This is a genomic window from Acinetobacter sp. CIP 102136 (assembly GCF_000369685.1).
In the GTDB taxonomy this organism is placed as follows: Bacteria; Pseudomonadota; Gammaproteobacteria; order Pseudomonadales; family Moraxellaceae; genus Acinetobacter; species Acinetobacter fasciculus.
In genome coordinates this window covers 455,262-481,763 of the sequence record NZ_KB850141.1, presented here as the reverse complement: position 1 = coordinate 481,763, position 26,502 = coordinate 455,262, and the positions used below count along the sequence as shown (strand labels likewise).

The following is a 26,502-nucleotide window of genomic DNA, read 5'->3' as shown; positions in this document are numbered from 1 at the left end:
TACATAAGTATTTGAAATTAATATATCTCACCTAAAATAAGCATGTTTATTTGTATTTACTGTAACACACTATTGACTAAAAAATACCCACTATAGCTTTTTACTCTATTTGGAGTAAAAGCTAATGATTTTTCAATTATATAACTTGACCTTATGATTAAAAAGAAATTTTATATCAGGTCTCATCTATCTAATAACACTCAGAATTATTTTTTAATTTTTAAAACTATCTTAACAATTCCAGTCTACGAAATATTTAAATATCAGGATATTGACTAAAAACAGGCCAAAAAAGCCACTGAGAATTGTAAAGATTTTACATTCATTAACAAATTAATTGCAGAAATTTTGTATTTTTTATCATCAATGCAGTTTTAGAAGCTGGAATAGTAATATTAAGATAGACCACTTATAGACTATGCATGTCCAAGTCAAACCAATCAGTTCAAAACAGCTATAAAAAAGCGGCCTAAAAAAGACCGCCTTTTTACATGGCTGCTTAATTGTCAGAAATCAACGCCACTTGCTGTACATAGTTAAACAGCTTTAATTTAGAAGCATTCACTTCTTCTTCAGGTGCTTGATTCTTTAAATCACGGTGTACCCGAAGATAATGTTGACGTAAGGTATGACGCTCTGTCGCATTATAGGTTTTGGTAAATTCATTGATGGCTGGATCACCATCTTTGACAATTCGATCCACCCAACGCTGTAATTGAGCTGTCTTTTTAAGACCTTGTTTAGGTGTTAAATAAGACAAAATTACCGTTTCATTTTCATTGCGTAATAATTTACCAATCCGTGAAAATTGACGGCGACGTGCTTCATGCGAACTAATTGCCTGCACATCAAGTAAGGCGTCAATCAAACGCTCATCTACGGGTAGGTTTTTAATTTGTTTAGCGCTCAGCTCTGCAAGCTGCGCACCTAAAGCAGCCATACGCTGGACTGCTTTTTTCTGTTCGGTCTTACTTGCGCGTCCCTCTAAAGAATCAAAATCTTCTTCAGTTAAACTGTTCGGTCGACGTGCCACGATTAATCTGCCTCATAAAATTTTGCTGCAAATAGTGCCTGAATTTCAGATAAGGCTTTGTCCTCGTCTGCTCCTTCAATCACTAAGCGTAAAGTTGTTCCTTTGCCTGCACCAAGCATGAGCAATGACATGATATTTTTGGCATCTACCAATTTGTCAGCCTTGCCAATCCGAATACTGGAACGAAATTTGGTGGTAACTTCTATCAGTTTACCAGATGCGCGTGCATGTAAACCCAATTTATTAATTACGTCAACTGTCGTATCAATCATGACCAGTGCTTCATTTCTCGATGGAGGACTTGAATAGACCATTTTGCCTCAAGGGCTTTTTTTAGTCTATCCACAATATAAACAGAACGATGCTGACCACCGGTACAACCTATCGACACGGTCATATAATGACGATGCCCTTCGGCAAAGGTCGGCAACCACTTGTCCAGAAAATGATACAGATCATTGAACATGTCCTCGACCTGATCGCTCTTTTGTAAAAACGCCTGCACCGGCTGATCTAGCCCTGAAAATTTGCGCAGTTCCAGTTCCCAATGCGGATTTGGCAAATGCCGGACATCAAAGACATAATCGGCATCCAGTGGAATGCCATGCTTATAACCAAAGGATTGCAGAATCAGGATCAGGTTATCGGCCTGTCCCAGCTTGGACAATAAGGTATGTTTCAGGTCATGTACGCTTTTATCGGTAGTATCGATATGAACTGTAGAACGCAACTGAATCGGCATCAACAGGATTTTTTCTTCCTGAATGCATTGATTCAGACTTTTAAAGCGTGACGCCAGAGGATGCGGCCGACGCGAAGCACTAAAGCGGGCAATCAGCTCCTGATCCTGCGTGGTCAGATAGATAATATCGACCGAACCATGCTGTTGCAGCTGCTCAAATACATGATCAAATTCTTGTAAATCTGCCCGGGTACTGCGCACATCGACGCCCAGCGCCAACTGTTCCAGATTATTTTCACTGTCCAGTTTGGCCACGATTTCGGGAAGCAATGCCAAAGGCAGATTATCAATACAGTAATAACCCAGATCTTCAAGCACCTGTAATGCAGATGATTTCCCCGAACCAGATTGTCCCGTGACGATTAAAATGCGCTTCATGCATGCTACCCTTTCATCTTAGCCGGCAGTGTATTTAACCTGCAGGTTATCGATCAGACGTGTATTCCCCAACTTTGCAGCTATAAATAACACAAGATCTTGATTAAACGTATGAATTTTTTGTAATTCTGGAGTTCTGGCTTCAATATAATCCACTACAAATCCAGCATCGGTTAAAGTCTGGCGAAGCTCCGCCAATACCGTATCCAGTTCCACGCCTGCCTGTAATTGCTGTTCAGCCTTTTGCAAGCTTTGATAAATGACCGGTGCGATTGCACGATGCTCTTCGCTTAAATAACCATTGCGCGAACTTAAAGCCAGGCCATCTTCTGCACGGGCAATCGGCACACCAATTACTTCCAGTGGAATATTCAGATCTTGTACAAACTGACGAATGACCGCCAATTGCTGATAATCTTTCTGGCCAAAGAAGGCGTAATTCGGCTGTACGATGTTAAACAATTTAGTCACCACCACCGCCACACCATCAAAATGACCGGGACGCTGTAAACCGCATAAATCATTGGTAATGTCAGAAACACTGATATTGGTCAGACGCGGTTTTTTACCATACATTTGCTCAACCGTCGGCGCAAAAACGATGTCACAACCGACCTCTGCCAAAAGCTGCTGGTCCTGCTCAAGCGTGCGCGGATAGCTATCAAAATCTTCATTGGGTCCAAACTGGATCGGATTGACAAAGATACTGACCACCACTACATCACACAACTTACGCGCTTCACGCACCAGGTTTAAATGCCCCTGATGCAGATTGCCCATGGTCGGTACAAAACCGATAATCTTGCGACTGGTACGCGCCGGATTTAAGGATGCCGCTAAGCCCTGAATAGTGGTTTCTGTTTTCATCTTACAATTCAACCTGAAAAGTTTGTTCTGGTGCCGGGAAAGATCCATCTAAAACTGCAGCATGGTAGGCTTTAAAAGCATCTAGAATGGCGGTCGCACCCGATTGTTCTTGCATAAAATTACGTACAAATTTTGCAGTGTGGCCAAAGGTCAGGCCCAACATATCCTGAACCACCAATACTTGTCCGTCAGTGGCTGCACCCGCGCCAATGCCAATCACCGGAATCTGCGGAAACAGTTCGGTGATTTCCTGGCCAAGCTGTGCCGGTACGCATTCGAGTAACAATAGTGCAGCACCCGCCTCTACTACTGCTTTACAGTCCGCAATGAGCTGATCGGCCGCTTCACGAGTACGAGCTTGCAGCTTATAACCGCCAAACACATGTACCGACTGCGGAGTAAGACCCAAATGCACACACACCGGAATGCCGTTACGTGTCAGCACTTGCACGGTTTCTGCCAACCATGCGCCGCCTTCCATCTTGACCATTTGCGCGCCGGCCTGCATCACGGTTTTCGAGCTTTGCAAGGCATCATTCAAGGTGGCATAGCTCATAAATGGCAAGTCAGTCATGATAAAGGCATGCTGGTTACCACGGCGTACCGCAGCCGTATGATAAGCCATATCTGCAACCGTAACCGGCAAAGTCGAATCACGACCCTGAATTGACATTCCCAGAGAATCGCCAATTAAAATGCTGTCCACTTCGGCAATTTCCATGGCTTTGGCCATACTGGCATCATAGCAAGTCAGACATGAAAATTTGCGTCCATCTGCTTTAAAGCGTCTTAAATCACTCAGACTGACCATGAAAATGTTCCTCTATGCTTGAAAGTTCTGTCGAAACTACCATCACTTAAAAATTAAATATTTGCCCAGTTGCTGTCATCGAGTACCGCAAGGGTCGACTGTTTGACGATGTCCAGGTCTTTTAATCTGTGTCCATGAACCTGTATTTCAGGATCAATATCCAGAAGTGGAATCAGGACAAAATCACGCTCTAACACCCCGACATGCGGCACGGTAAGACGATCATTTTGAATGTGCTCATTGCCGTAGATTAGTAAGTCCAGATCCAGTGTACGTTCGCCCCAATGACGTAAACGTACCCGACCTGCGTCCTGCTCAAAGGCTTGCAAACGATCCAGCAAGCTTAAAGCGGCCAGATCGGTATTTAACTGCACCACTGCATTCAGATAGTTCGGCTGATCCTGTGGTCCCATCGGTGGACTTTGATACAGATTCGAAGTTTTCACCTGCCCCAAGGTCGCCAGTTTCTGTACAGCTTCTGCCAGAATCTGGCGTGAATCACCCAGGTTACTGCCCAGGCCAATATACGTCACGATCATTGTGTTGGCCCAAATACCACCTGACTCAGATCACGTTTCACCCGCTTACGTTTCATAATCGGATGATCTAGGCCAATTTCACCACTGGCACTGGCTGCTACATGCGACAGAGGTTTCACCTTGTCTTCAAACTTGGCTTTGCGCACTCGACGATTGCGTGGTTCAGGTTCATTTACCAACGGTTCAATCTCGGTGAGATCTTGCTGCTGGGTCAATTTCTGTTCCAGATGTTCTTCTTGACTCGCCTTGCGACGGCTCTTGGCACGCTGACGGTTATACTGGCTAATGGCCCGTTCTTTCTCGTCACCGCTCATTTGCTGGTAAGCATCCCACCAGCTGCCCATGCCTTGTGCAGTTGCATCGCCTGATTTTTCACGCAGCAGCAAAAAGTCAAAGCCGGCACGGAAACGCGCATGGCTGGACAAGGCCTCGATTTGCTGTGGTTTTGGATTCAACAAACGAGTCTGCATTTCCCAGACTTCACGAATAAAGGTTTCCGCAAAACGTGGAATAATGGTACGAGTCGCCTGACGTTTTAACACGTCCAGACCAGCTTGGGCACGAGCTTCGGCGGCTACCACGCCTTTATTTAGATAGAATTCACAACGCTCGAGGAATGGCTGCCACAACAATACCGCATAGAAAAAGGCCGGGTTGATGGTCTTGCCGATAGAAATACGCTGATCGGTATTTTTCGCAGCGCGTTCCATAAATGGCGTAATTTCAGGCTTGATATCTGCAAATAACTGCTGCCAGATCCCAAAATCGATCAGCATTGGCAAGACACGATTCAGGTGTCCCATGGTAAACAGTTTCTGTGATTCATCATAAAGTCGATGTGGAGAAACATCACGCAGCAACTGGGTCATTTCCGGCGTAAAGACATCCAGAATCGCTTCATCAATATTAAAGTTCAGCTTGGCGGCAAAACGTAGGGTTCGCAGCATCCGCACTGGATCTTCTTCAAATCTTAAAGTCGGATCGCCGAGTAAGCGTAAGGTTTTGCTGTGAATATCATCCACTGCATTGCAGAAATCCAGCACAATACCTTTACGCGGCTGGTAGTACATTGCATTGATGGAGAAATCACGACGGGCAAAATCCTGCTCGATGCTGCCCCAGTTGTTATCACGCAGAATCATTCCCGCGGCCGAGGTCACTGCTTTTTTTGGTGGTGCACGAAAGGTTGCCACTTCAACCAGTTCCCGCCCTGAATAGACATGCGCCAGTTCGAAACGTCGTCCGATAATTCGACAACGTCGTCCGAAAACTTCCTTGACCTGAGCCGGGGTTGCATTGGTAACTGCATCGAAATCTTTAGGATTCAAACCTAACATCAGATCTCGAACACCACCACCCACGATATAAGCTTCATAGCCTGCCTTGTTTAAGGCATCAATCACATCGAGAATATAAGAAGGTAATTGAGCGGTTGATAAACCACATTTTGACGCGCGCAAAGTTTGCAAAAGACGCTGTCTCCTACGTCTGAACGTAAAATTCTAAGATGACGCTAATCATATCGCTTACACGCCTAAAGGGCAATTTGATTATGTCAATCCTGCGAGTCAAATCAATCAGCTAGTCATGATCCATGCTGTCGCCTTACAAGGCCAATTTGGCCTTGTTTTTGGCAAACAATGCCGGCCCAATGCCTTTGACCAGCTGGATCTCTTCAATGCTTTTGAATTTTCCGTTTTTTTGCCGATGTTCAATAATGGCTTCAGCCTTTTTTTGACCAATACCATTTAGCTGCTGTAATTGCTCCACAGTTGCATTATTCAAACTGATTTTATCAGCAGCAGAAGATGCCGATAATGCAGGCTTCGCCAGATAGTGATTGCTTTCTGATGAAGCCGTGGAGGCAGCTTTTTTCTTCAGGCGAGCGTCATGTTGCTGTTGCTGGGTCTTCCATTCCATATAATCGGTCGCAGTCGCATGCACAGTTCCGATAGAAATAAAGCCCAGCCAACAACTTAAAAGAAGACTAATCCACGTTGGACCGATTTGATAAGGTATTTTTTTCATGTGCTGCTCTTTGTTTTAATTCTAATTTAGCCTGTTCCCAGAGCTGATCAAGTTCAGCCAGTGACAGCTTTTCCAGGTCTAATTGTTGTCGTTCTGCCTGATCTTCCATTAAGGCAAAGCGGGTCCGGAATTTATGGATCGTCCCCAATAATGCCATCTCGCTGGAGATGCCAAGTTTACGACCAACATTCACCAGAGAAAATAAGCAGTCGCCAAATTCTTCCTGTATTTCATCGGAATTTTGTCCGGCTACCGCTTCTTTTAATTCAGCCAGTTCTTCTTCCAGCTTGGCATAAGCACCCGCCATGTCCGGAAAATCAAAACCAATTTTGGCGACATTTTTTTGAATTTCATCAGCCTGCGCCAAAGCCGGTGCATGTTTAATATCATCCAGACGTGAACGCGGCTTGCCCTGCTTTTCTTGCTGTTTGATTTCTTTCCATAGCTCAGACACATCTTCCGGACTCATTTTTGCAAATTGTTCAGCCTGAAATACATGCGGATGACGGCGAACCAGTTTATCGGTAATGGCCTGCACCACATCCTGAAAATCGAAAGCCCCCTGCTCGCTGTACATTTGCGACTGGAACACCACCTGTAGCAGCAAATCACCTAGCTCATCGCGGACATCGTCGACTTTTCCAGAGCGGACTGCTGCTTCGACTTCATAAGCTTCCTCAATCGCATATTTGGTCAGAGATTCGGGGGTCTGCTGCTGATCCCATGGACATTTTTCACGTAATTCACGCATGACCTTGAGTAGTTGTTCCATATTCAAAAACCTCTTTTTTACCAAATAGTCGCGTCAATCTGCCAGTTCCTTGTTATGCTCAAAAAAAAGACAATAAGGAGATCAGGCACATGCACAGTATATTGATTAGTGGTGCAGCACAAGGAATTGGTGCCGCGACGGCCACCCTATTTTACCAGCACGGCTACAAGGTGGGCATTTATGATGTTCAGGTGGAACAGGCAGAACAACTGGCCCAGCAACTGGGCGAACATGCCAAAGCCGGTTTTCTCGATGTAGCTGACTATGCTTCTTGGGAAACAGCTTTAGCCGAATTTTCAGCTTGGGCAGGTGAAATCAATATTCTGGTCAATAATGCCGGGATCCTATATTCAGGGCCTTTTGAAGATACTACTATTGATGCACATCACCGGACTCTGGATATTAATGTCAAAGGGGTCATGAACGGCTGTCATGCCGCTTTCCCTTATTTAAAAGAATCTTCATTTGCCCGCATCATTAATCTATCTTCCGCTTCGGCGATTTATGGCCAGGCCGATTTAAGCAGTTATTCCACCAGCAAGTTTGCAGTGCGTGGCCTGACTGAAAGTCTGGATATTGAGTGGCAACCCTATGGGATTCGAGTCTTGGATGTCATGCCGCTTTTCGTCAGTACGGCCATGGTCAAAGATATGCAGGCAGAAAGCATCAAAAAGATGGGCGTACATTTAAAAGCAGAAGATGTTGCACAAGATATTCTGAAACTGGCAGAACTCAAAGATTCTATCTGGCAAGCAACGCATCATCTGGTTGGTTTCAAAAGCCAGTTTTTATTTCATTTATCGCGAATGAGTCCGCAATTTGTGAATCGGCTGAGTAACCTGCTCATTTCCAGAAAATAAAAAATATTCGGATTGATTTTGTTTTAGACAGTGTGATGAATCTGGATCACTGGAAATCTCAACCCTTTGCAGGAATGCTCACTTTGCCAGGCCACGGTGAGCATACAGCCAGCAACAGAATAATTTTGATAAGCATAGACGCCAATCTCTGGATGTTCGCAGCGTCCGCCATTTTGTTCAGGATGGATATTGGTATTGAGTTCATTCAGGTTGATCCGGATTCCCAAGCCTGATGCCTTTAACACCGCTTCTTTGGTGGTCCAGACTTTAAACCAGTATTCAGGATCATAATCCAGCACTTGCCACTTTTTAAGTTCTTCGGGATGAAAGGCATGTTGTGCCAAAGCTTCAAAACGGACTTTACGATTCAGTTCTTCAATATCAATTCCTAAGTTCTGAACTTGCTTGCTCGTGGCCAAGGCGTAGAAATTTTGACTATGACTATGATTAAAACTGAAATCCGGATAGTCCTTTAAATAAGGCTTGCCAAAATTCGTCCGCACCACCTGCTGATCACTAACTGACAATTCAAAAGATTGAGATAAAAGCTGATTGCGCAAAAATGCCACTTCGCTTTTCCGTTCGGCAACCTGGGTTTTGCGGTCTGACAATTGATAACAAGTCAGATCAGAAAGTTGATGCAGATGAATTTGAATCAGCCGAGCCACATTAATCCATTAAAAAGATGTCAATTGATTTGAGTGTAAAAGAATTTACACTTTTATTGGGAGAGAAATTCATTATTTTCTCAAAACAAAAAGCCCGCTTTACGCAGGCTTTTTATCCGAAAAATTTAAACTATAAAATTAACGCTTAAATTTCTTCTCGGCTTTTTTGAACTTCTGTACATAACGACGTTTACGTGCAGCTGCACGCTCATCCACTTGAGACTTACGGCCTTCAAACGGGTTTTCAGAAGTTTTAAACTCGATTTTAATCGGTGTACCTTCAAGCTTGTACACTTTACGGAACACATTTTCCAGGTAACGACGATAATCCGCAGGGGTTTTATCCACTTTGTTTCCGTGAATAACGATCGTTGGCGGATTTTGTCCACCCATATGCGCATAACGCATTTTAATACGACGACCCTGAACCATCGGCGGTTGGTGGGCATCTGTCGCATCATTTAAAATCTGGGTGATTTTTGCTGGTGATACTTTCAAACGAGATGAATCATAAGCACGGTGAATCGATGGATAAAGATCGCCCACGCCCGTTCCATGCAATGCAGAAATCAAATGCACTTTGGCCCATGGAATAAAATCGAAGCGACGCTCTACATCAAGCTTACATTGCTTACGATCATATTCAGTCATGTTATCCCATTTATTGACTGCAATAACCATGGCACGACCCGCTTCAAGTGCATAGCCAATCAAATGCAAATCCTGCTCAACAATACCATCACGCGCATCAACCACAACAACAATGACATTAGCATCTTTCATTGCCTGTAAAGTTTTAACAATCGAGAATTTCTCAATCATTTCATCAACTTTACCTTTACGGCGCACCCCGGCAGTATCAATCAGGGTGTATTGACGGCCATCACGCTCGAATGGAATATAAATCGAGTCACGTGTTGTACCCGGCTGGTCAAATGCCACCACACGCTCTTCACCGAGCAAGCGGTTCACCAGCGTTGATTTACCTACGTTCGGACGACCAATAATCGCTAAACGCAGACCCGTATTTTTGTCATGCTCTTCCGGATTTTCATCTTCCGGTACATCAGCAAGTACGTCTTCCAACATCTGCTGAACACCACGACCATGGCTGGCTGCCACTTGTAACGGCTCGCCCATACCCAGTTTGTAGAATTCAACCAGGGCAGCTTCAGCATGTACGCCATCAACCTTGTTGGCCACCAGAAAGACTTTTTTGCCTAAAGTACGTAATTCACGTGCAATCTGTTCATCGGAAGCCAGTAGTCCGGCACGCGCATCAACCACAAAAATAATAATGTCGGCTTCATGAATGGCAGTCTTGGATTGCTCTGCCATGTAGGAGTCAATCCCACCTTCATTTTCGCCAATACCGCCAGTATCGACCACAATGAAAGATTTATTTTGATAGGTAGCATCGCCATATTTACGGTCGCGTGTCAGACCTGCGAAGTCTGCCACCAATGCGTCACGGCTCTTGGTAATCTGGTTGAACAGCGTTGATTTTCCGACGTTCGGACGACCAATGAGCGCAATTACGGGTTTCATAGAGTAACCTTTATTCAATATCAGGCGTCAAAGTGGCCTGAACATCAGAAAGCATAGGAAGATATAAGGGGGAAATACCCTAAATAAAAACACGGGGCATTGATTTTTCAATCACCCCGCGTTCACAAAATACGGTTGTGGCTAGTTTAGCATAAGGCTCGTTAAAATTAACGGTTCTGCCAAATGCTTAATGCGCCCTTGCGTGTGGAAACATACAGCTGGTTGTCGATGACGCGTAAGCTACGTACTTCCCCAGAGGTTTTCGAACGACCAGTAATCTGTCCGGTACGCGGATCAATCAGGTGCAAGACACCATCCAGATCACCGACTACAAGATCAGTACCCAGCATCACCGGATTACTTAACTTGCGATTCAGCAACTGGTCATTTTCCCAAAGCGGTTGACCCGAGGTAATTTCAAAGGCTTTGATTTTGCCATCGGTTTGCGCCACAAATACACCATTGCCCACAACTTCTGGACGCTGGATACTGCTGGCATCTTCACTCCAGACCACCTGTTGTGAAGCTAAATCCAGCACAGTCACCTGACCTTGATAACTGGTGGTCACCACAAACTGGCCTGCAACGACCGGTTCCCCGTCAATATCAACCAGACGCTGGATATCAGAACGCCCATCCGACACTGCGACACGACGCTGTAATTTTGGCACACCGCTTAAGGCATCCAGTGCATAGATATAAGCATTGGAAGATGCAATCAGTACATTACGAGCATCTAATGCAACAGGTGCAGCCATGCCACGCAGGCTGAATTGTACATTAGGTAAGTTATAAGTCCAAACTTGCGCACCCGTCGCAATTTCATGCGCATATACGGTGCCGTCATTGCTGACACTAATGACCCGCCCTGCATGAATCAGTGAAGGCGCCAGTAAAGCACCCGTCAATTGCGCAGTCCATTTCTGCTCGCCGGTTTGTTGATCTAGCGCAAACAGCTGACCTTTCTGGTTGCCGACGACAACAAGACCTTCGGCAGCTTCAACGCCAGAACTTAAATTGTCTTTGCTGACTTTCTTCTGCCACAGACGCTGTTTGCCTTTAAATGCAGACACTTCGCCTTTCGGGTCAATCGCAAAGACCACGCCATTGTCTGCATCCAGACGTAAACGCAACGGATCAGCAGCATCTGTTGACGCCACACTGGTGGAAAATACAGGGACCAGGGTTTTGGCTTGGGTCAGTTTTGGAAGTGGATTCGGTTTTACTTCTGGAACTTTAGTGGTTTTACCTGCACAGCCAGCCAGTGCAAGCGTTAAAACAGTCAAGGCACAGGTAATTTTGTATTTTCTATTCATGCAGCTTCTTCCGCTTGTGTTTCTATAATTGGGCGTTCGATTTCTGGATCATCGACTAACACGCCTACGCTTTCGAGCTTAATTTGTAAAATCTGACGTTCTTCTTTACGTTCAATCAAAGCATCCCATGCACTTTGATATACTTTTTTCGCATTTTCAATATCATTTTTGGCAACATAGATATCGCCACATGCTTCATCGGCAGTTGCTTTAAATGCAGGTTCAGTCACTGCTTCTAAAGTTTTCAATGCAGCATCATATTTTTTCTGTGCCAGTTGCGCATAGGCCAGACGAAGTTTAACCACCTGAACCAGGCCTTTATCATCTACTTTCGAGTTTTCAACTTTCTGTAGTGCTTTCTCGGCCGCAGCATAATCTTCTTTGTCATAAGCCAGTTTCGCCATGACTAACTGGGTTTGAATCGCCTGAGCTGAGTCAGGCGCTTCCTTGACAATTTTGTCCGCAGTTTCAGACAGCTTGGCAAAACCATCACCTTTCGATGCCTGTGCATCATCCATCAACTGCTGAACCTTGGCAGTGTGCATTTGCGACTCTGCCAGGTTTTTCTTCTGCCAATATTCCCATCCAAAAAAGGCAATCAGCGCAATTAAAATCCCGGTAATCATCGAAGAACCATATTTCTTCGTAAAGGATTTTAAGCTTTCAAACTGTTCATCACCACTCATTGCGCTCATGAGATTACCCTTTTCCTAATGTTTTATCGATTATTTTGAAGAAATTTTAGTACTAAAAAATGCAACGAAGTCCGTAAATGGTACATTCGATTGCTCTGCGGTTGCCAGCTCTTTCACAGTAAACGCCTGAGCTTCCAGTTCACGTTCACCCAAAATCGCCGCATACAAAGCACCGGCTTGATCAGCCTTTTTCATTTGCGATTTCATTGAACCCTGTGAGCCTACTTTCAGACGAACCTGACTGCCTGCTGCTTCAAGCTGATCACGGATCTGCTCCGCAATGACCAAAGCTTTACCTTGAGAAGCCGGTTCAGCCACCAGGAATACTTCACAATCACGTGCCCGGGTATTGTCTTCAACCTGTTCAAGCAGAAGCAATAAACGCTCGATCCCCATAGCAAAACCGACCGCAGGGACAGACTGATCTGCCTTTCCTTTAAGTTGACCCACTAGACCGTCATAACGGCCACCGGCACAAACTGTACCTTGTGAACCCAAGTGAGTTGTGGTCCATTCAAAAACAGTTTTGTTGTAGTAATCCAGACCACGTACCAGTTTTTGATTGATCACGAAGCTTACGCCTGCATCAGTCAAATACTGCTGTAACTGGGCAAAATGCGCCAGCGTTTCTTCACCCATAAAATCATGAAGTTTCGGTGCATTTTCCAAGATGCTTTGTGTTTTGGCATCTTTAGAATCCAGAATACGCAATGGATTCGTGGTCAGACGGCGCTGAGAATCTTCATCCAGATCCGCTTTATGCGACTCCAGGAATTCAACCAGTGCCGCACGATATGCTGCACGCTCATCCGACTCACCGAGTGTATTTAACTCAAGCTGAACCTTGTCTGCTACACCCATACGTTTCCACAGACGCGCCGTCATCAAAATCAGTTCTGCGTCCATGTCCGGAGTCGCAACACCAAAAGTTTCCACACCAAACTGGTGGAACTGACGGTAGCGGCCTTTTTGCGGTTTTTCATAACGGAACATTGGGCCGATATACCAGACGCGAGGCGTCGCACCGCGCAGCAGGTTATGCTCCAGCATGGCACGTACGCAACCCGCCGTCCCTTCAGGACGTAACGTCAACGACTCAGGCGGATTACCCTTGTCGAGGAAGGTATACATTTCTTTTTCAACGATATCGGTTGCATCACCGATCGAACGTTTAAACAAATTAGTCTGTTCTACGATAGGCAAACGAATTTGTTGATAGCCATAGGCATCCATCAAACCGGATAGATGCTGTTCAAGACGTCTCCAAGCTGGGGTTTGCGTTGGGAGAATGTCATTAAAACCTTTGATTGCGACGATTGAACTCATGATCTACTCAGGAAAACTTGTACGAATAATTTCTTTAGATTTAGCTTCTTCAAGCTCGGTAACACGTTGACGAACCATGGTTTCGATTTCATCAACCAATTGATTCGTGTCAATTAAATGGCTCTTCTCACCATTACGGTACACTAGTGAACGTGGTGCTGCACCCACTACACCGATATCCGCTTCTTTGGCTTCGCCCGGCCCATTGACCTTACAGCCAATGACCGAGACATCCATTGGGGTACGAATATCTTCTAAACGCTCTTCAAGTTGCTGCATCACGGAAATCACATTAAATTCCTGACGTGAACAGCTTGGGCAGGCAATGAAGTTAATCCCGTTTGAGCGCAGACCCAGCGATTTCAGAATATCAAAACCGATTTTAATTTCTTCTTCAGGCTCAGCAGCTAAGGAAATACGCATGGTATCCCCAATGCCTTCCATCAGCAGGCCGCCCAGAGCGATGGCAGATTTAACCGAACCGGTACGGTAAATACCCGCTTCTGTGACACCCAGATGGAGCGGATTATCAATTTGCTGTGACAGCAAACGATACGCATCCATGGTCAGGAACACATTCGATGCTTTGACTGAAATTTTGAATTCCTGGAAATCCAGACGGTCTAAAATATCGATATGGCGCATCGCAGATTCAAGCAAAGCCTGGCCAGTCGGCTCACCATATTTCTTTTGAATATCTTTTTCCAGTGAACCGGCATTGACACCGATCCGCATGGAAATATCGTTATGACGTGCTGCGGCCACAACTTCACGAATTTTCGCTTCAGAACCGATATTGCCCGGGTTAATCCGCAGACAATCTGCACCCAAATCCGCAACTGCCAAAGCAATTTTATAATCGAAGTGAATATCGGCGACCAAAGGTACATTGACCTGCTTGCGAATTTCACCAAATGCCGCCGCGGCTTCCATGGTAGGTACAGAAACCCGCATGATGTCTGCACCGGCATCTACACAGCGCTGAATCTGTGCAACCGTAGCTGCTACATCACAGGTTTCAGTATTAGTCATCGACTGGATACTGATTGGTGCATCACCACCCACATAAACTGAACCCACACGAATTTTACGTGTTGGACGACGTTTAATTGGATTTACGATCATCGTTCTGCTCTACTCTTGATCTATTAAGGTGATAAACGGAATTCTGCTTTTCCGTTCACAGTGTAGGGTGACAATGAAATATTTTCATTATTTAAACTGAGTGATACAGCCGATGCATCATCCAGACGAATCTGGAATGGCGCTTCACCATTCAGCTGCAAGCTCGATGCCTGACGGCCAGTTGCCAGAACATTACCCGCCGAGTCGACAATATGCACCGAAGTCGGACGGTTAAAATCAAGTTTCAGCTGATCACCGGAAAGTGCGGCACCTGTATCCAGATTCAGAATCTCGACATTAGAAGCGCCTACTCCAGAGACTTCACTGCTATTTTGTGAATTACTACTTGACCAGTTCTGAATCATGGCAAACAGTGCACCCAAAATCAGCAGCAATACCAGCGTAATAAAAATGCGCTTTAACCACTTACGATTGCGGTCCCGCTTAGACCCTGGCAATTTCCCCATAATTTTAATAGGAGAATTGTTCAGGGCATGGTTCGGCAGCAGCCCGGTATCATTGGTATAAATTTCATCAAAACGCTGAATAATACTAGACGCATCTACACCCAGAAATTTGGCATAAGTCCGGTAATAACCTTTGATAAAGGTTGCTTCAGGCAAAGACTTATATTCGTCCTGTTCCAGTGCAGTCAGGGTTTTGACCGGGATGTTCAGCTCTTTCGCTACATCTTCCAGATTGCGCTGCTGATTGATACGAATCTGGCGCAAGTACTCGCCCGGACGTTGAATATTTCCTAACGCATTTGGAGCTACGCTCGAATGATTCGATGGTGAATTAGGATTTACTTCCATACGGCCTCAGTACTGTACTGTAATTGCAAATAACGTTGGTATTCCTGGCTTTCAGGAAAAAGTGCACGTAACTGGTTGACCAATACCTGCATACCCAACTGATCACCCCCGGCACGCGCAGTGCGAATGCCGACCCAGAGCGCACGGGCACCCTGATTTTTCTGTCCCACACCACGCACAAACTGTTGATACATTTGTGTCGCCGCCGGGAACTGCTGGTTCAAATAAAATATTTCTGCCAACTCTAACATTGAAATATAAGAATCGCGATTGGCTTGCAGCGCCTGTTTGAATGATTTTTCAGCATTTGCTGTATCACCCAGTTTCAGGTAAATCCGCCCCATATTTTCCAATGCACGGAATCGCTGATCATAACCCAACGTGGCACCAGCAATTTGAAACTGCTCGATCGCATCATTATAGCGTTCAAGCTGATATAAATAAGTGCCGTAATTATTTCGCGCCTGTGCATTTTTCGGATCTGCCGAAATCGCACGCTTGAAATAATGATCTGCTTTTTCGAGATTAAGCTTGCTACCTTCCTGCTGCAATAGCACGCCCATCATCATATTCGCTTGAGAATCACGCGGACTGCTTTCAAGTGCCTGATCCAGCGCACGTTTAGCTGCATCCAGGTCACCTGTTCTCAAATATTCTACCGCCAATTGGGTACGGACTTTGGTGGCCTTTTCAGGGTCTTTCTGACCCAGATCTGGCGTCTGACACGCGACTAAAACCAAAGACACACATACTGTTGAAATCAAAGCAAACTTAGATGTTAGATTTCTCAACTGGCGACCTCTTATTATCCTTGTGAGCGCATGATCTCATTCGATTGCGCAATTTTCTTTTTCCACTGTTCCGCACGACGGGTGCGGTCAGCAACTTGTCCAACTAACTGTCCGCACGCGGCATCAATGTCATCACCGCGTGTCTGACGAATCGTACACACAAAACCGGCATCAGACAAAGTTTTTTGGAAAGAAATAATCCGGTTGCGGCTTGAGCGGCCATATGGCGCATGCGGGAACGGATTAAAAGGAATCAAATTAATCTTGCTTGGCAAATTCTTCAATAGCTTAATCATTTGCTGAGCATGTTCAGGATGGTCATTCACGCCATCTAACATCACATATTCAATCGTCACATGTTTACGTGAACTTTCATTCCCGTCTTTGGCAATGTAACGCTGACATGCAGCAATCAGCTGCTCAAGCGGATATTTTTTATTGATCGGCACCAGCTCGTTACGCAGTTCATCATTTGGCGCATGCAATGAAATAGCCAGCGCCACGTCAATATCTTTGACCATCTGATCGATTTTTGGTACCACACCAGAAGTCGATAAAGTCACACGACGTTTTGACATGCCGTATGCAAAGTCATCCAGCATAATACGCATTGAATTCAATACTGCATCGTAGTTGAGCAATGGCTCGCCCATGCCCATCATCACCACGTTCGTGACTGAACGTTCACGCTCAAGTACCGGCACATCTTCCATATAGGAATAGTTCGCCATCCAGAGCTGACCGATAATTTCGGCTTGAGTCAAATCACGCTGGAAACCCTGTTTACCGGTTGAGCAGAATGAACAGTCCAGTGCACAGCCCACTTGTGAAGAAATACACAAAGTGCGACGTAAACCACTGCGATGTTCAGCAGGAATCAATACGGTTTCGACGAGGGAACCTTCACCGTCGCCAACACGGAATACCCATTTACGGGTACCATCTTTAGAATAGTTTTTATGCACCACTTCAGGCGCTTTAATTTCACAAATCTTTTCCAGTTTTTCACGCAGTTTGCCGGAAATATTGGTCATTTCAGCAAAATCAGTCACAAAGAACTGGTGAATCCATTTCATTACCTGCCCGGCACGAAACTTCTTCTCACCCATGTCCTCAAAGAATTTTTCCATTTGCGGACGTGACATGCCAAGTAAATTCACTTTCTCGACAGTATTTGCCTGTGCTGGAGCGGATGGAGTGTGTTGCTGTGGCTCAGAAACTGCTGATACAGCGACTGCTTCAGTACTCATGTGTATTACCTAAACCATGTCTAAAGATGAAAGGAGAAGCTCAATATGTGAGCAAAGAATTATTCAGAGAATAAAAAAACCAGATAAGTATAATAACACTTATCTGGCTTGAATACTGCGAATTAACGAGTACGTGGAGCAATCTCAGTTTGAGCGAAGAAGTAGTTAACTTCACGATCAGCAGATGCTACAGAGTCAGAACCGTGAGCAGCGTTTTCATCGATGCTTACAGCGAAATCTGCACGGATAGTACCAGGAGCAGCTTCTTTAGGATTCGTCGCACCAAGGATGTCACGGTGAGCAAGAACAGCGTTTTCGCCTTCAAGAACTGAAACAACAACTGGACCAGAAGTCATAAATGCAACTAGGTCAGCAAAGAAACCACGTTCTTTGTGCTCAGCATAGAAGCCTTCAGCTTCAGCTTGAGTCAAATGTTTCATTTTAGTTGCAACAATTTGAAGACCAGCTTTCTCGAAACGAGCAAAGATGTCGCCGATGTGGTTTTTAGCAACTGCGTCTGGTTTAACGATAGATAAAGTACGTTCGATAGCCATGATAGGCTCCTTAAGTCAATTGTTGACATGAAAATTTGGCGCATTATACCGAGATAATGCGCATTTTTCTGCTTTTCATCTGTAAAAAAATGCTTTTTTAAGATGAGGCCTTAGCGTGCCTCGTCAATCCATGCCATTTGAATGGCTTCAAGCAAACCTTCAGTCGACTTGGTTGGATCATCTTCAAACTCAGGCAAAGCACACACCCAGGCATGTAAATCAGTAAAACGAATCCACTGCGGGTCCACATCTGGATGCGCTTCATAGAGTTCAATCGCGATATCGAGCGTGTCAGTCCAACGTAAACCCATCTCTATTTCTCACCATAATTGCTTTGATGCTGTACTTTAACAAATCTGTGAAAATCTGCGAGCCTTTGCTCCGGCTTTCACTTATTTTTACAGCACAATATTCAGATAAGGCGCGGTCAGGACAATGGCAATTGCCATCATGCCACCCAGAATTGCGCCAACTGCCACATCACTTGGATAATGCAATCCCAGCACCATTCGGGACACTGCGACCAGAACCGTAAAAGGCAACATCAGCATCAGTAATAAAGGTGCGACATAACCTAAAACGGTGGTTGCCATCACGGCATGCAAGGTATGCCCGGAAGGAAAACTGAAATGATCCAGTGGATGCTCACCCAAACGGATCACTTGATGTACCTGATAAGGACGTGGTCGTACAGTTTTGATTTTAAGCACCTTGTAAATCATAGTACCTATAGTACTTCCCAAAATCAGATAAACAATCTGCACGGTATAGATCAAGCCTTGCATGATCCAAACCAGTATCAGCATGAAATACCAAAATGCACCATTTCCTAAGCGGCTAATCATTTTAAAAAAAGTGGCAATACGGACTGAATGCGAAAAATGATTCAGATAAACACAGCCTTTCAAATCGATTTCTAAAAATTTAATCTTTACATTCTGGAGTTTCACACTGGTGCTCCTTTCTTGTTTTATATCCTGTATTCCTGATGCTGTACCAGTGAATACAGTGCCTGTTCAAATTGCCGGACCGGATATTGCCAGCCTACTTTTTCGGCTTTTTTACGTGCTTGCGCGCCCATCTGCTGTAATCTTTGCAGATCAGGCAGTCCGAGCATCTGCTGAATCAAACCCCGCTGATGTCCAAGTCTGCTCAACCATCCCGTTTCACCATGCTGCACATGCAAGTTTGCACAAGCATAATCATAAGCAATCACTGGCAAGCCACTGGCCATCGCTTCCAATACCACATTTCCAAAGGTTTCAACCTGACTGGCAAAACAGAATACATCTGCACTGGCATACGCCGCTGACAGTTTTTCTCCTGTCAAGCTACCGGTAAAAACAATACTGCCATCCTGATTCAGTTGTTGCAGTCGAGTGCGATCCGGCCCATCTCCAACCACTACCAAACGTATATCTTGCTGACGAACTTGGCGCAGCACAAAATAGGTTTTGATCAGCACGTCAATTTCCTTTTCAGGAGAAAGCCGTCCGACATACAACATCACCCGGGTCTCGTTTGAAACTCCCCAAACATAGCGCAAATCTGGTGATCGCCACTTTGGTGAAAATGTATCTGGATCGACGCCTCTGCCCACAACTGCCAAGGGACAAGTTACACCAAACTGATTTAAGGCTTGAGCCGTACCTCGACTGGGGACACAGGTCAAATCAGTATTGTTATGAAACCACCTTAAATAGCCTTGAATCGGCTTAAGCAAAAAAGCCAAATCAAAAAACCGACTAAATTCTTGAAATGACGAATGGAAACCGCTAGAGACTGGAATTTTATGGAATTTTGCAAGCTGTTGAGCTACCAAACCTAAAGGGCCTTCGGTCACAATGTGAATAATATCGGGGGTAAAAGTTTCAACAGCTTGATGGATTTTTAGAAATTGCGGTCTACCAAACTGCAAATTGCTATATTTAGGAAGGCAATGCGCTTTAACCAGACATTCACTATGTGGTTTAAAATCGTTACAGGCTTGTCGTTGTTCTGGACGTATTAATAAAATCTTATGTCCCTGTTTTTGCAATCCTTTACAAAGTTGCAATAAAGCATGGGCAACACCATTGATTTCAGGAGGCCAGGTTTCGGTAACGATGGCAATTTTTAAACGGGACCGTGTCAGATCTTCTAGGACTATTTTGTCATGAATGGCCTGTTTACGTTGTACTTTTAAATCAAACTGGATTTTGTGAATAACAGGTCTTTGCTCTAATAATTCTGAGATGGAAATTTGTTGCATCTCGCACCTATTCGCTTATATTTTTCACCCAGTATAGAAAGATCTCATGACTATTTGATGAATCATGAAGCTTAAATACAACTCCACAACAATGCTTACCACTTCTCCATTCGACTTAAAAGTAAGTGAATATCTGCTTGTTTAACAGATATTCACTTACTACACACTCCCCTTCAATACTTTCAAATATTTTCAATTATTTATTATCATTATAGGCTTTTTGATATTTAAAATTTTATTTTTAAAAATCGATATCGACTGAGATCTGGTCCTGATAGTCTCCTGCAGGCACACCACTATAAGGATTATCAACTAGTTGAACAGAAATAATATATTTTTGTCTTTTTCCAGAATTTTGATCAAGTTTTACCCCCCATAGATTACTGTTAGCCCCACTTAAATTTAATTTGGTTCGTAATTTATAAGGACCATTCGATACATAACTTGTACCATCCGGATTTATCAAGTTTTGGCTACTGAATAAGATAGAGTAACCTTTATCACAAGAAACATTAAAAGAGGTTGCAGCTTGGCTACGTTGATAACTTGCCAGACGCAATTCTGAATCAGTAAATCCATCAATAGAACAATACTGAGCTGCCGCGATTCCACTCATTAGTAAGGTAGTTATAAATATGAAGAGTTTTTTCATTTTTTTGTACTCCTATCTGCATATTGCTTCTAGCATTTGTTTATCTAAGTTCTGGAATTGATTTTCATTAAGTGTGAACTGAACTTGGCACTGTTGGCCTCCTTGAGTCTGGACTTTGAGGCTATATGAACCGGCTTTGAAGAGGTATAAATAAACCATTCCTTGACTATCCACAAAAAAAGGTTCTGCAGTTATGCCTTCTACAACCACTTCAGAGCCTGGTGATAAATTATTTTGTTTAATATCTTTGAGTCTAAGGGCTATACGCTTAGTTTTGTGAACAGGAAAATTTAACCGATATCCTCGCTGTTCAAGTCCAATTATTTTTTTTGAAGATTGTTCGAAAGTTTCATCTAAGCCTAACTGATTATGATCAAAAGAAATATCATAATGAATATAAGGAATCAGATTATGAACGAACATATAACCATTTTTATTGGTACTCCCCACCAGTCCAGCCGAACGGTAAATATCTAAGTCTGGGTGCTGATCCACGTGCACAAGTGCAAACGCATTATCTGCATATTTAGTCAGCGCTACTTTACTCCCTAGCCAGACTAAAGCACCATCAAAACTAAGCTGTGAATTGCGACGATCCTCATATTCATCATGAGAAAGCTGCAAATTGCCAACACTGGTTTTCCATAACCCATAAGCATTGTAATGAAGTTCATCATCAGCTTGGTTTACGCCTATTACATAATCGAAACCATTTTGGGTTGAGGTGGTTCGACTAAAACTTAAAGCTGTTTCATTATCGGCCGTATCATGGTCTAGGGAAATTCGTTTATTTGCTCCCCAATTATAATAAAGAGCAATATTAAATCCTTGATCATCCTCATCACTATAGTCCTTATAAAAACCAAAATTAGTATATAAATTATTTGTTAAAGCCTTAGATGCTCTAATATCAAAAAATTTACGGTCTTCGCTTAATAATCCATTATTATTGTAGTAAGATTGATATATATAATTAAAACCCAAATTATCAATAAATTTTAGATTAGAAAAATTAAAATAGAACATCCCCGAATATTTTAGATTAGATTCATATAAATTATTTCCCAGATATTCGTATTCTTCAGAGAAATACTTACCATTTAATCCTACAGACCAATTTCTTAAATTTCGAGTCAGACTAATTTTAGCAGCATAACCTTGATCTCCATCTTTAATTTGACTAGCTGAAAAAGCACTATCAATTAAAAAATATTTACTTATACCTTGCGTCCACAATAAATCAAGATTACTAACATCCTGGTTATATAAAAGATCGACACCTAAAGTAGTAAAAGAGTTAATACCACGACGGAAATAAAACTTAGAAAAAAAGTCACGGTAATCATCATCTACAGAATCATAATTATAACGCAGCTTACCGAATGAGATATTATATTCATTTAGTTTTGGTTTAAGTAATCGACTATTAATAAAAACAGGAAAACTTCTTACAGTACGATTACCTAAAATATCTTCAACTACTATTTGAGCATTCCCAGCTTGACTTAAAACACCTCCAGCTGGAAGGCTATAATATCCCGGAGCAACTGAGTCCCTATAAAGTCTTACACCATTAATGAATAAGTCTACAGTTGAAGGTAGGCTTGCACTTCCTGTTAAGTTAGGAGTGTTCCAGTAGATAAAATCTGGTCGATCTGTATAATTTGTTCCAAAACTTAATCCTCCGAAACGAAAAGAAATATTTAATGAATTATAAGTACTTGTAGTATCTCCTATAGTTAATCTTAAATACTTTTCTGGAAATTCAATATCTAGAGTGCTATTTACTCTTAACAAATTTTCTTCAAACTCATCAGGCTCTTTTCGATATAAAAAAGCATTTTTAAATAACCAATAATCTTTAAATATGCCAAATTCTGAAAACGTATTAAAATCTTGGTCTTCATCATCTCTATTATAAAATAAATTATAATTAACAAAACCTCCAAAGTTTGCTTTTTCAGGAATTTCTATTTGCAGATCATAGTCAGTTCCCACAAAATAATCGACAGGGAAAAATATTTTTATTGCTTGCAAACTATAATCATCTTCGACTTTAATTCCCGGTTGAGTAATAAGACAAAAATCCTTCTTAATTGTATGCCGAGGTGTTTTCTCTACACGAATTCCAATATTTTCCAAAGCCTTACATTCAACAAATCTCTTATCCCCCTCAAAAAAAGTTACTGTTTCCGTGTTATAATCTAAGCCATTCACCCAAATATTAACGATAAGTATTTCTGGGTTTTCTGGCTTTGTTATTCCTTGAATTATTTCTGCATTGATATTTGACAATCCCATCCCACATACAATCATAAGAAGGACTTTTGTGGATCTCATAGTATTATCCTTTTACTTTTTATTATTTAATAACTATACTTTAATAGGAAATTCAAGATATTCTGCTTGGTCCTCTAATTTTATTTTAAGCTTCAACCTCCCATTTACATTAATATCACCCAGATCAACTACAACCTTTTTACCACTTAAAATATATTGAACTATATTTTTTTTAACTATTTCTTTATTATTCTGATCTAAAACAATTATTTCTATAAGCTTTGCATGAGAATCAGCCACATTATTAATGTTTAAATAAGATGTATTACTCGTTTTTTGAATATTTACATCCAGCTTAGGAGATACTTGTTTACCAGCAAACAATGGTAAAGAAAAATTAAATAGAAAAGTTAAGTTAGATTTATCTACAACAGGCGTAATTTCTTCAAAAATAATTCGCCATGCTTGTTCTTTTTTTAAGTTTGCTGGGGATTGACTAAAACCCATCCGAACCAATTGTTTACTCTCTGGTTTTAATTCAAAAATTTTTGGGTTAAATAACAATGTATCATCCTTTACTAGAATATCTTCCCCTTTATCATTTTGTTCCCACTTAAATGCATTAATTTCATATATTTTGGAAGTAGATATCCCCGTACTTTCAATATTTACAGTTGTACTTTTCTGCCTTTTGAAATCATCTATATTCATCTGGACAGGTGTAAATTTTATTCCTGCTGATGCATAAAAACCACAAAGAAATAATATAAAAAAGCTTAAAATCTTCCCATTCATAACAAAATCCCATATTTTAGCTTAATATTTTTATTAAAAAATAATATTAAAATAGGAGATGTATTAAACATCTCCTACTATTAAGTCATTTATAATTTTTAGAATGCTACTGCAAAAGTATATACGTTACTATAGTCACCGGCACGTGCATCACGATAATCACTACCCGCTACAGTAGCAGTAACATCAAATGTAGCTGAAGTAGTTTCCAATAGATCTCCAGTTGAATAACTTGCACCATTTGCCAAAGTTGCGACTGTTACTGGAACAGAACCTCCAGCACCATTTAATTGTGTAGGTGCTACATAATTCACTCTAAAGAATGAATTGGTATCTACACTAAATGATGTTGAATCCGTCCATACTTCACCACCGCCTGCTGTAGAACGAGCAAGGTTTAATACGGTATCACCCATATCTACATCACAATGTTTATCGACTTTCAAATTAATTTTAATTTTCCCATCACATTTATCCCCACATCCATGCTTTCCTGGCTTATGTGGTTTTGTTGGTTTGGGACCTGGCTTGCCTGCAATTTCTGCATCTGCATAAACCAATGTTGAACCACAGCCAAAGCTCATCACTAATGCTGCCAATGCTGCTTGAGTCATTTTTTTCATGTCTTTCTCCATTTCTTTTTTTAAAGAAGATGTCTATCTATTAGTTTTACGCTTATATTAAAGTTCTCTTTATTATTATGAGCACTTAAGTTATAAGCGCTGAGGCAATTCTATTATCATTATTTAAAAAAAAATCAAAAATGTTATTATTCACAATATATTTTTTTTGTTTCAAATAAGATTTTTTTATTTATATAATAAATACTTATATAAAATCACATAACATTACAAATCCGAACATCTTGGAGTTCTCTCTATTCTTACCATTTTTTACTAAAAAAATAAAAACATTAAGTTACTGATTAAAATAAAATTATTAAAATCTATTTTATTAAAACAATAATTTTCACAAAGTCTTACAATTTCCTTATCAGTGCATAAAAAAATGTGATTTATTCCGTTTTTTTTCGTTATTTTTACTACATAGCGATAATTATATTCAATTTTGACCATTAAATTTTTTCTAAATAAAATATTTAAAACAATGGCTTGTATATTTTTAAATAAAAATAAATATTTAAAAACTTATTTTGCAATTTTATTAAAAAATTACTCACATTATTTCCTTATTAAAATTAAATATAGTTATTAATTTAAATATAACCGAATAAATAACTTTATTATTCAAATAAGCTTTATAAATACTTAATTAACAGACCTCTTGCGAAAGTAAAAACCACCTCAATATAGATTTCATGAGATATCAGAAATTAAACCGTTTTTCAGATTCTGAATTTAAACGCCTGGTTGGCGTACCTCGACCAGTTTTTACCGAAATGGTAGATGTTTTAGAAAAAGCAGAATCACTCAAAAAGAAATCAGGTCGTCCTCATACTTTAGATTTAGAGGATCAGTTGTTATTAACGCTCAATTACTTACGGAACTACAGCACTCAACTGGAATTGGCGGCAAATTACCATATCGCTGAAAGCAATGTGAATCGAACCATTAAAAAAGTTGAAGATGCATTAATGAAATCAAGACGTTTTACTCTGCCAAAACGAAGCATTACCACAGCAGACGAACACTTTAACTGGGTCATTATTGATGCCACAGAATGTTCAATAGAACGCCCGAAAAAAAAATCAGAGTAAGTTCTACAGTGGTAAAAAGAAGGAACATACGCTAAAAGTACAAGTGATCTATCATCCGAAGAGCAAACAAATCATAGGGCTAGATATATCGAATGGCAGTCAGCATGACATTAAACTGGCAAGAAAAACGGTTAAGAAATTCAAACATTGTGAATATGTTATGACCGATTTAGGTTACTATGGATTAGAGCAAGATGGCTTTAAATTATTGATGCCAATAAAGAAAAAGAAGAATTTACCCTTATTTGATGTTGAGAAAAAGTACAATAAAATGATTGGAAAAATACGAGTTGTGATCGAACACATCAATAGTCAATTGAAAACATTTAGAATATTAAGTGAACGCTATCGAAATAGACGGAAAAGATTTGGTTTACGCGTCAACTTAATAGCTGCATTGGTAAACCGGATAAATTTTCAATAATGACTTTCGCAAGAGATCTAACAAATAAATTATTTCATTTCAACTATTTAGTTCAGTTTAAATTTTAAATTTTTAAAAATTAAAGACTTAAAATAATTTAGATATTCTCACTTGAATTTCTCAAAAAGATTATTAGTAGAATTTAGGCTTAATAACTCTTTATATAGAAATCATATTTAATAAATAAGAAATCCTTCTTCTAATAAACTATTTATTCATTATTAATATTTTTAAATTAAAAAAATCAACTTGATTCTTGATTAGA

The 26,502-nt window shown here is 41.5% G+C and carries 28 protein-coding genes; 2 read left to right on the top strand and 26 right to left on the bottom strand.

What is annotated here, in order from left to right; translation table 11 throughout:
* Nucleotides 1–499: 499 nt before the first annotated feature.
* The 9 genes from yjgA to mazG form a co-directional block, all read right to left on the bottom strand.
* Nucleotides 500–1,033 carry a ribosome biogenesis factor YjgA gene (yjgA, locus tag F893_RS05115; protein WP_004278333.1) on the bottom strand — a complete coding sequence of 178 codons (534 nt, stop codon included), beginning with the start codon at nucleotides 1,031–1,033 and terminating at the stop codon, nucleotides 500–502.
* 2 nt (nucleotides 1,034–1,035) lie between these two features.
* Nucleotides 1,036–1,305 carry an HPr family phosphocarrier protein gene (locus F893_RS05110; RefSeq protein WP_016806787.1) on the bottom strand — a complete coding sequence of 90 codons (270 nt, stop codon included), beginning with the start codon at nucleotides 1,303–1,305 and terminating at the stop codon, nucleotides 1,036–1,038.
* Entirely contained in the window at nucleotides 1,302–2,153 is an 852-nt protein-coding gene (gene rapZ / locus F893_RS05105; RefSeq protein ID WP_004278335.1) for an RNase adapter RapZ, read from the bottom strand. Before rapZ ends, F893_RS05110 begins: the two co-directional genes overlap by 4 nt.
* Nucleotides 2,154–2,171: 18 nt before the next feature.
* On the bottom strand, nucleotides 2,172–3,020 hold the full coding sequence (gene panC / locus F893_RS05100; RefSeq protein ID WP_004647479.1) for a pantoate--beta-alanine ligase: 849 nt from the start codon (nucleotides 3,018–3,020) through the stop codon (nucleotides 2,172–2,174).
* A 1-nt stretch (nucleotide 3,021) separates the two neighbouring features.
* The gene (gene panB, locus F893_RS05095; RefSeq protein WP_004278337.1) at nucleotides 3,022–3,831 is read right to left on the bottom strand and encodes a 3-methyl-2-oxobutanoate hydroxymethyltransferase; all 810 of its coding nucleotides are present in this window, start codon (nucleotides 3,829–3,831) and stop codon (nucleotides 3,022–3,024) included.
* A 53-nt stretch (nucleotides 3,832–3,884) separates the two neighbouring features.
* Complete coding sequence (folK, locus tag F893_RS05090; protein WP_005103266.1) at nucleotides 3,885–4,370, bottom strand: 2-amino-4-hydroxy-6-hydroxymethyldihydropteridine diphosphokinase; 486 nt, start codon at nucleotides 4,368–4,370, stop codon at nucleotides 3,885–3,887.
* Nucleotides 4,367–5,839 (bottom strand): polynucleotide adenylyltransferase PcnB, encoded by a 1,473-nt coding sequence (gene pcnB / locus F893_RS05085; protein WP_004647477.1) that lies wholly within the window; start codon nucleotides 5,837–5,839, stop codon nucleotides 4,367–4,369. The genes folK and pcnB overlap by 4 nt, the downstream gene beginning before the upstream one ends.
* Before the next feature lie 136 nt (nucleotides 5,840–5,975).
* Nucleotides 5,976–6,398 carry a ComEA family DNA-binding protein gene (locus F893_RS05080; protein WP_005103262.1) on the bottom strand — a complete coding sequence of 141 codons (423 nt, stop codon included), beginning with the start codon at nucleotides 6,396–6,398 and terminating at the stop codon, nucleotides 5,976–5,978.
* Nucleotides 6,358–7,170, bottom strand: coding sequence for a nucleoside triphosphate pyrophosphohydrolase (mazG, locus tag F893_RS05075; RefSeq protein ID WP_005103258.1), 813 nt, complete (start codon nucleotides 7,168–7,170; stop codon nucleotides 6,358–6,360). The genes F893_RS05080 and mazG overlap by 41 nt, the downstream gene beginning before the upstream one ends.
* Nucleotides 7,171–7,259: 89 nt before the next feature.
* On the opposite strand from mazG, the gene F893_RS05070 reads away from it, so the two are divergent.
* On the top strand, nucleotides 7,260–8,030 hold the full coding sequence (locus tag F893_RS05070) for an SDR family oxidoreductase (protein WP_005250754.1): 771 nt from the start codon (nucleotides 7,260–7,262) through the stop codon (nucleotides 8,028–8,030).
* Between the two features lie 23 nt (nucleotides 8,031–8,053).
* On the opposite strand, the gene F893_RS05065 is transcribed toward F893_RS05070, so the two are convergent.
* The 17 genes from F893_RS05065 to F893_RS04985 all read right to left on the bottom strand — a co-directional run bounded on the left by F893_RS05065 (nucleotide 8,054) and on the right by F893_RS04985 (nucleotide 24,719).
* The gene (locus F893_RS05065; RefSeq protein ID WP_005103255.1) at nucleotides 8,054–8,698 is read right to left on the bottom strand and encodes a 4'-phosphopantetheinyl transferase family protein; all 645 of its coding nucleotides are present in this window, start codon (nucleotides 8,696–8,698) and stop codon (nucleotides 8,054–8,056) included.
* A 138-nt stretch (nucleotides 8,699–8,836) separates the two neighbouring features.
* Nucleotides 8,837–10,246 (bottom strand): ribosome biogenesis GTPase Der, encoded by a 1,410-nt coding sequence (gene der, locus F893_RS05060; RefSeq protein ID WP_004278348.1) that lies wholly within the window; start codon nucleotides 10,244–10,246, stop codon nucleotides 8,837–8,839.
* A gap of 167 nt (nucleotides 10,247–10,413) precedes the next feature.
* The gene (gene bamB, locus F893_RS05055) at nucleotides 10,414–11,562 is read right to left on the bottom strand and encodes an outer membrane protein assembly factor BamB (protein ID WP_005103251.1); all 1,149 of its coding nucleotides are present in this window, start codon (nucleotides 11,560–11,562) and stop codon (nucleotides 10,414–10,416) included.
* Nucleotides 11,559–12,257: a YfgM family protein gene (locus F893_RS05050; protein WP_005250753.1), complete on the bottom strand. Its 699-nt coding sequence runs from the start codon at nucleotides 12,255–12,257 to the stop codon at nucleotides 11,559–11,561. Before F893_RS05050 ends, bamB begins: the two co-directional genes overlap by 4 nt.
* 30 nt (nucleotides 12,258–12,287) lie before the next feature.
* A complete protein-coding gene (gene hisS, locus F893_RS05045) occupies nucleotides 12,288–13,583 on the bottom strand; it encodes a histidine--tRNA ligase (RefSeq protein WP_005103249.1) in 1,296 nt (431 codons plus the stop codon).
* Between the two features lie 3 nt (nucleotides 13,584–13,586).
* Nucleotides 13,587–14,708: a flavodoxin-dependent (E)-4-hydroxy-3-methylbut-2-enyl-diphosphate synthase gene (gene ispG / locus F893_RS05040; RefSeq protein WP_004278355.1), complete on the bottom strand. Its 1,122-nt coding sequence runs from the start codon at nucleotides 14,706–14,708 to the stop codon at nucleotides 13,587–13,589.
* Between the two features lie 23 nt (nucleotides 14,709–14,731).
* Nucleotides 14,732–15,523 carry a helix-turn-helix domain-containing protein gene (locus F893_RS05035; protein ID WP_004647463.1) on the bottom strand — a complete coding sequence of 264 codons (792 nt, stop codon included), beginning with the start codon at nucleotides 15,521–15,523 and terminating at the stop codon, nucleotides 14,732–14,734.
* Nucleotides 15,514–16,314, bottom strand: coding sequence for a type IV pilus biogenesis/stability protein PilW (gene pilW / locus F893_RS05030; protein WP_005103248.1), 801 nt, complete (start codon nucleotides 16,312–16,314; stop codon nucleotides 15,514–15,516). The genes F893_RS05035 and pilW overlap by 10 nt, the downstream gene beginning before the upstream one ends.
* A 14-nt stretch (nucleotides 16,315–16,328) precedes the next feature.
* Nucleotides 16,329–17,564 carry a dual-specificity RNA methyltransferase RlmN gene (gene rlmN, locus F893_RS05025; RefSeq protein WP_004278358.1) on the bottom strand — a complete coding sequence of 412 codons (1,236 nt, stop codon included), beginning with the start codon at nucleotides 17,562–17,564 and terminating at the stop codon, nucleotides 16,329–16,331.
* 122 nt (nucleotides 17,565–17,686) lie between these two features.
* Nucleotides 17,687–18,118: a nucleoside-diphosphate kinase gene (gene ndk, locus F893_RS05020; protein WP_004647460.1), complete on the bottom strand. Its 432-nt coding sequence runs from the start codon at nucleotides 18,116–18,118 to the stop codon at nucleotides 17,687–17,689.
* Nucleotides 18,119–18,228: 110 nt separating this feature from the next.
* Nucleotides 18,229–18,429: a Fe-S cluster assembly protein IscX gene (gene iscX / locus F893_RS05015; protein ID WP_004278360.1), complete on the bottom strand. Its 201-nt coding sequence runs from the start codon at nucleotides 18,427–18,429 to the stop codon at nucleotides 18,229–18,231.
* Between the two features lie 87 nt (nucleotides 18,430–18,516).
* Nucleotides 18,517–19,068, bottom strand: a complete 552-nt coding sequence (locus tag F893_RS05010; protein WP_004278361.1) for a phosphatase PAP2 family protein — start codon at nucleotides 19,066–19,068, stop codon at nucleotides 18,517–18,519.
* Nucleotides 19,069–19,088: 20 nt separating this feature from the next.
* A complete protein-coding gene (locus tag F893_RS05005; protein WP_005250751.1) occupies nucleotides 19,089–20,369 on the bottom strand; it encodes a glycosyltransferase family 4 protein in 1,281 nt (426 codons plus the stop codon).
* 241 nt (nucleotides 20,370–20,610) lie between these two features.
* Nucleotides 20,611–21,021: a hypothetical protein gene (locus F893_RS05000; protein ID WP_005103244.1), complete on the bottom strand. Its 411-nt coding sequence runs from the start codon at nucleotides 21,019–21,021 to the stop codon at nucleotides 20,611–20,613.
* A 12-nt stretch (nucleotides 21,022–21,033) separates the two neighbouring features.
* Nucleotides 21,034–23,361, bottom strand: a complete 2,328-nt coding sequence (locus F893_RS04995) for a fimbria/pilus outer membrane usher protein (RefSeq protein WP_005250750.1) — start codon at nucleotides 23,359–23,361, stop codon at nucleotides 21,034–21,036.
* 33 nt (nucleotides 23,362–23,394) lie between these two features.
* Entirely contained in the window at nucleotides 23,395–24,096 is a 702-nt protein-coding gene (locus F893_RS04990) for a fimbrial biogenesis chaperone (RefSeq protein WP_005103239.1), read from the bottom strand.
* Nucleotides 24,097–24,194: 98 nt separating this feature from the next.
* Nucleotides 24,195–24,719, bottom strand: coding sequence for a hypothetical protein (locus F893_RS04985; protein ID WP_005103231.1), 525 nt, complete (start codon nucleotides 24,717–24,719; stop codon nucleotides 24,195–24,197).
* 695 nt (nucleotides 24,720–25,414) lie between these two features.
* Between F893_RS04985 and F893_RS17335 the strand changes: the two genes are divergently transcribed.
* A protein-coding gene (locus F893_RS17335) for an IS5 family transposase (RefSeq protein WP_155757261.1) occupies nucleotides 25,415–26,237 on the top strand; the annotation gives its coding sequence in 2 pieces (ribosomal slippage) (nucleotides 25,415–25,795 and nucleotides 25,797–26,237; 822 coding nt in all).
* Nucleotides 26,238–26,502 lie beyond the last annotated feature (265 nt).

Excerpts from the sequence above, each read along its gene's own strand:
- F893_RS05070 (WP_005250754.1), top strand. The coding sequence starts at position 7,260 with ATGCACAGTATATTGATTAGTGGTGCAGCACAAGGAATTGGTGCCGCG.
- ndk (WP_004647460.1), bottom strand. The coding sequence starts at position 18,118 with ATGGCTATCGAACGTACTTTATCTATCGTTAAACCAGACGCAGTTGCT.
- der (WP_004278348.1), bottom strand. The coding sequence starts at position 10,246 with ATGAAACCCGTAATTGCGCTCATTGGTCGTCCGAACGTCGGAAAATCA.
- panC (WP_004647479.1), bottom strand. The coding sequence starts at position 3,020 with ATGAAAACAGAAACCACTATTCAGGGCTTAGCGGCATCCTTAAATCCG.
- rapZ (WP_004278335.1), bottom strand. The coding sequence starts at position 2,153 with ATGAAGCGCATTTTAATCGTCACGGGACAATCTGGTTCGGGGAAATCA.
- mazG (WP_005103258.1), bottom strand. The coding sequence starts at position 7,170 with ATGGAACAACTACTCAAGGTCATGCGTGAATTACGTGAAAAATGTCCA.
- iscX (WP_004278360.1), bottom strand. The coding sequence starts at position 18,429 with ATGGGTTTACGTTGGACTGACACGCTCGATATCGCGATTGAACTCTAT.
- F893_RS04990 (WP_005103239.1), bottom strand. The coding sequence starts at position 24,096 with ATGAATGGGAAGATTTTAAGCTTTTTTATATTATTTCTTTGTGGTTTT.
- F893_RS05110 (WP_016806787.1), bottom strand. The coding sequence starts at position 1,305 with ATGATTGATACGACAGTTGACGTAATTAATAAATTGGGTTTACATGCA.
- hisS (WP_005103249.1), bottom strand. The coding sequence starts at position 13,583 with ATGAGTTCAATCGTCGCAATCAAAGGTTTTAATGACATTCTCCCAACG.
- ispG (WP_004278355.1), bottom strand. The coding sequence starts at position 14,708 with ATGATCGTAAATCCAATTAAACGTCGTCCAACACGTAAAATTCGTGTG.
- F893_RS04985 (WP_005103231.1), bottom strand. The coding sequence starts at position 24,719 with ATGAAAAAAATGACTCAAGCAGCATTGGCAGCATTAGTGATGAGCTTT.
- F893_RS04995 (WP_005250750.1), bottom strand. The coding sequence starts at position 23,361 with ATGAGATCCACAAAAGTCCTTCTTATGATTGTATGTGGGATGGGATTG.
- rlmN (WP_004278358.1), bottom strand. The coding sequence starts at position 17,564 with ATGAGTACTGAAGCAGTCGCTGTATCAGCAGTTTCTGAGCCACAGCAA.
- F893_RS05000 (WP_005103244.1), bottom strand. The coding sequence starts at position 21,021 with ATGAAAAAACTCTTCATATTTATAACTACCTTACTAATGAGTGGAATC.
- F893_RS05050 (WP_005250753.1), bottom strand. The coding sequence starts at position 12,257 with ATGAGCGCAATGAGTGGTGATGAACAGTTTGAAAGCTTAAAATCCTTT.
- F893_RS05035 (WP_004647463.1), bottom strand. The coding sequence starts at position 15,523 with ATGGAAGTAAATCCTAATTCACCATCGAATCATTCGAGCGTAGCTCCA.
- bamB (WP_005103251.1), bottom strand. The coding sequence starts at position 11,562 with ATGAATAGAAAATACAAAATTACCTGTGCCTTGACTGTTTTAACGCTT.
- folK (WP_005103266.1), bottom strand. The coding sequence starts at position 4,370 with ATGATCGTGACGTATATTGGCCTGGGCAGTAACCTGGGTGATTCACGC.
- F893_RS05080 (WP_005103262.1), bottom strand. The coding sequence starts at position 6,398 with ATGAAAAAAATACCTTATCAAATCGGTCCAACGTGGATTAGTCTTCTT.
- panB (WP_004278337.1), bottom strand. The coding sequence starts at position 3,831 with ATGGTCAGTCTGAGTGATTTAAGACGCTTTAAAGCAGATGGACGCAAA.
- F893_RS05005 (WP_005250751.1), bottom strand. The coding sequence starts at position 20,369 with ATGCAACAAATTTCCATCTCAGAATTATTAGAGCAAAGACCTGTTATT.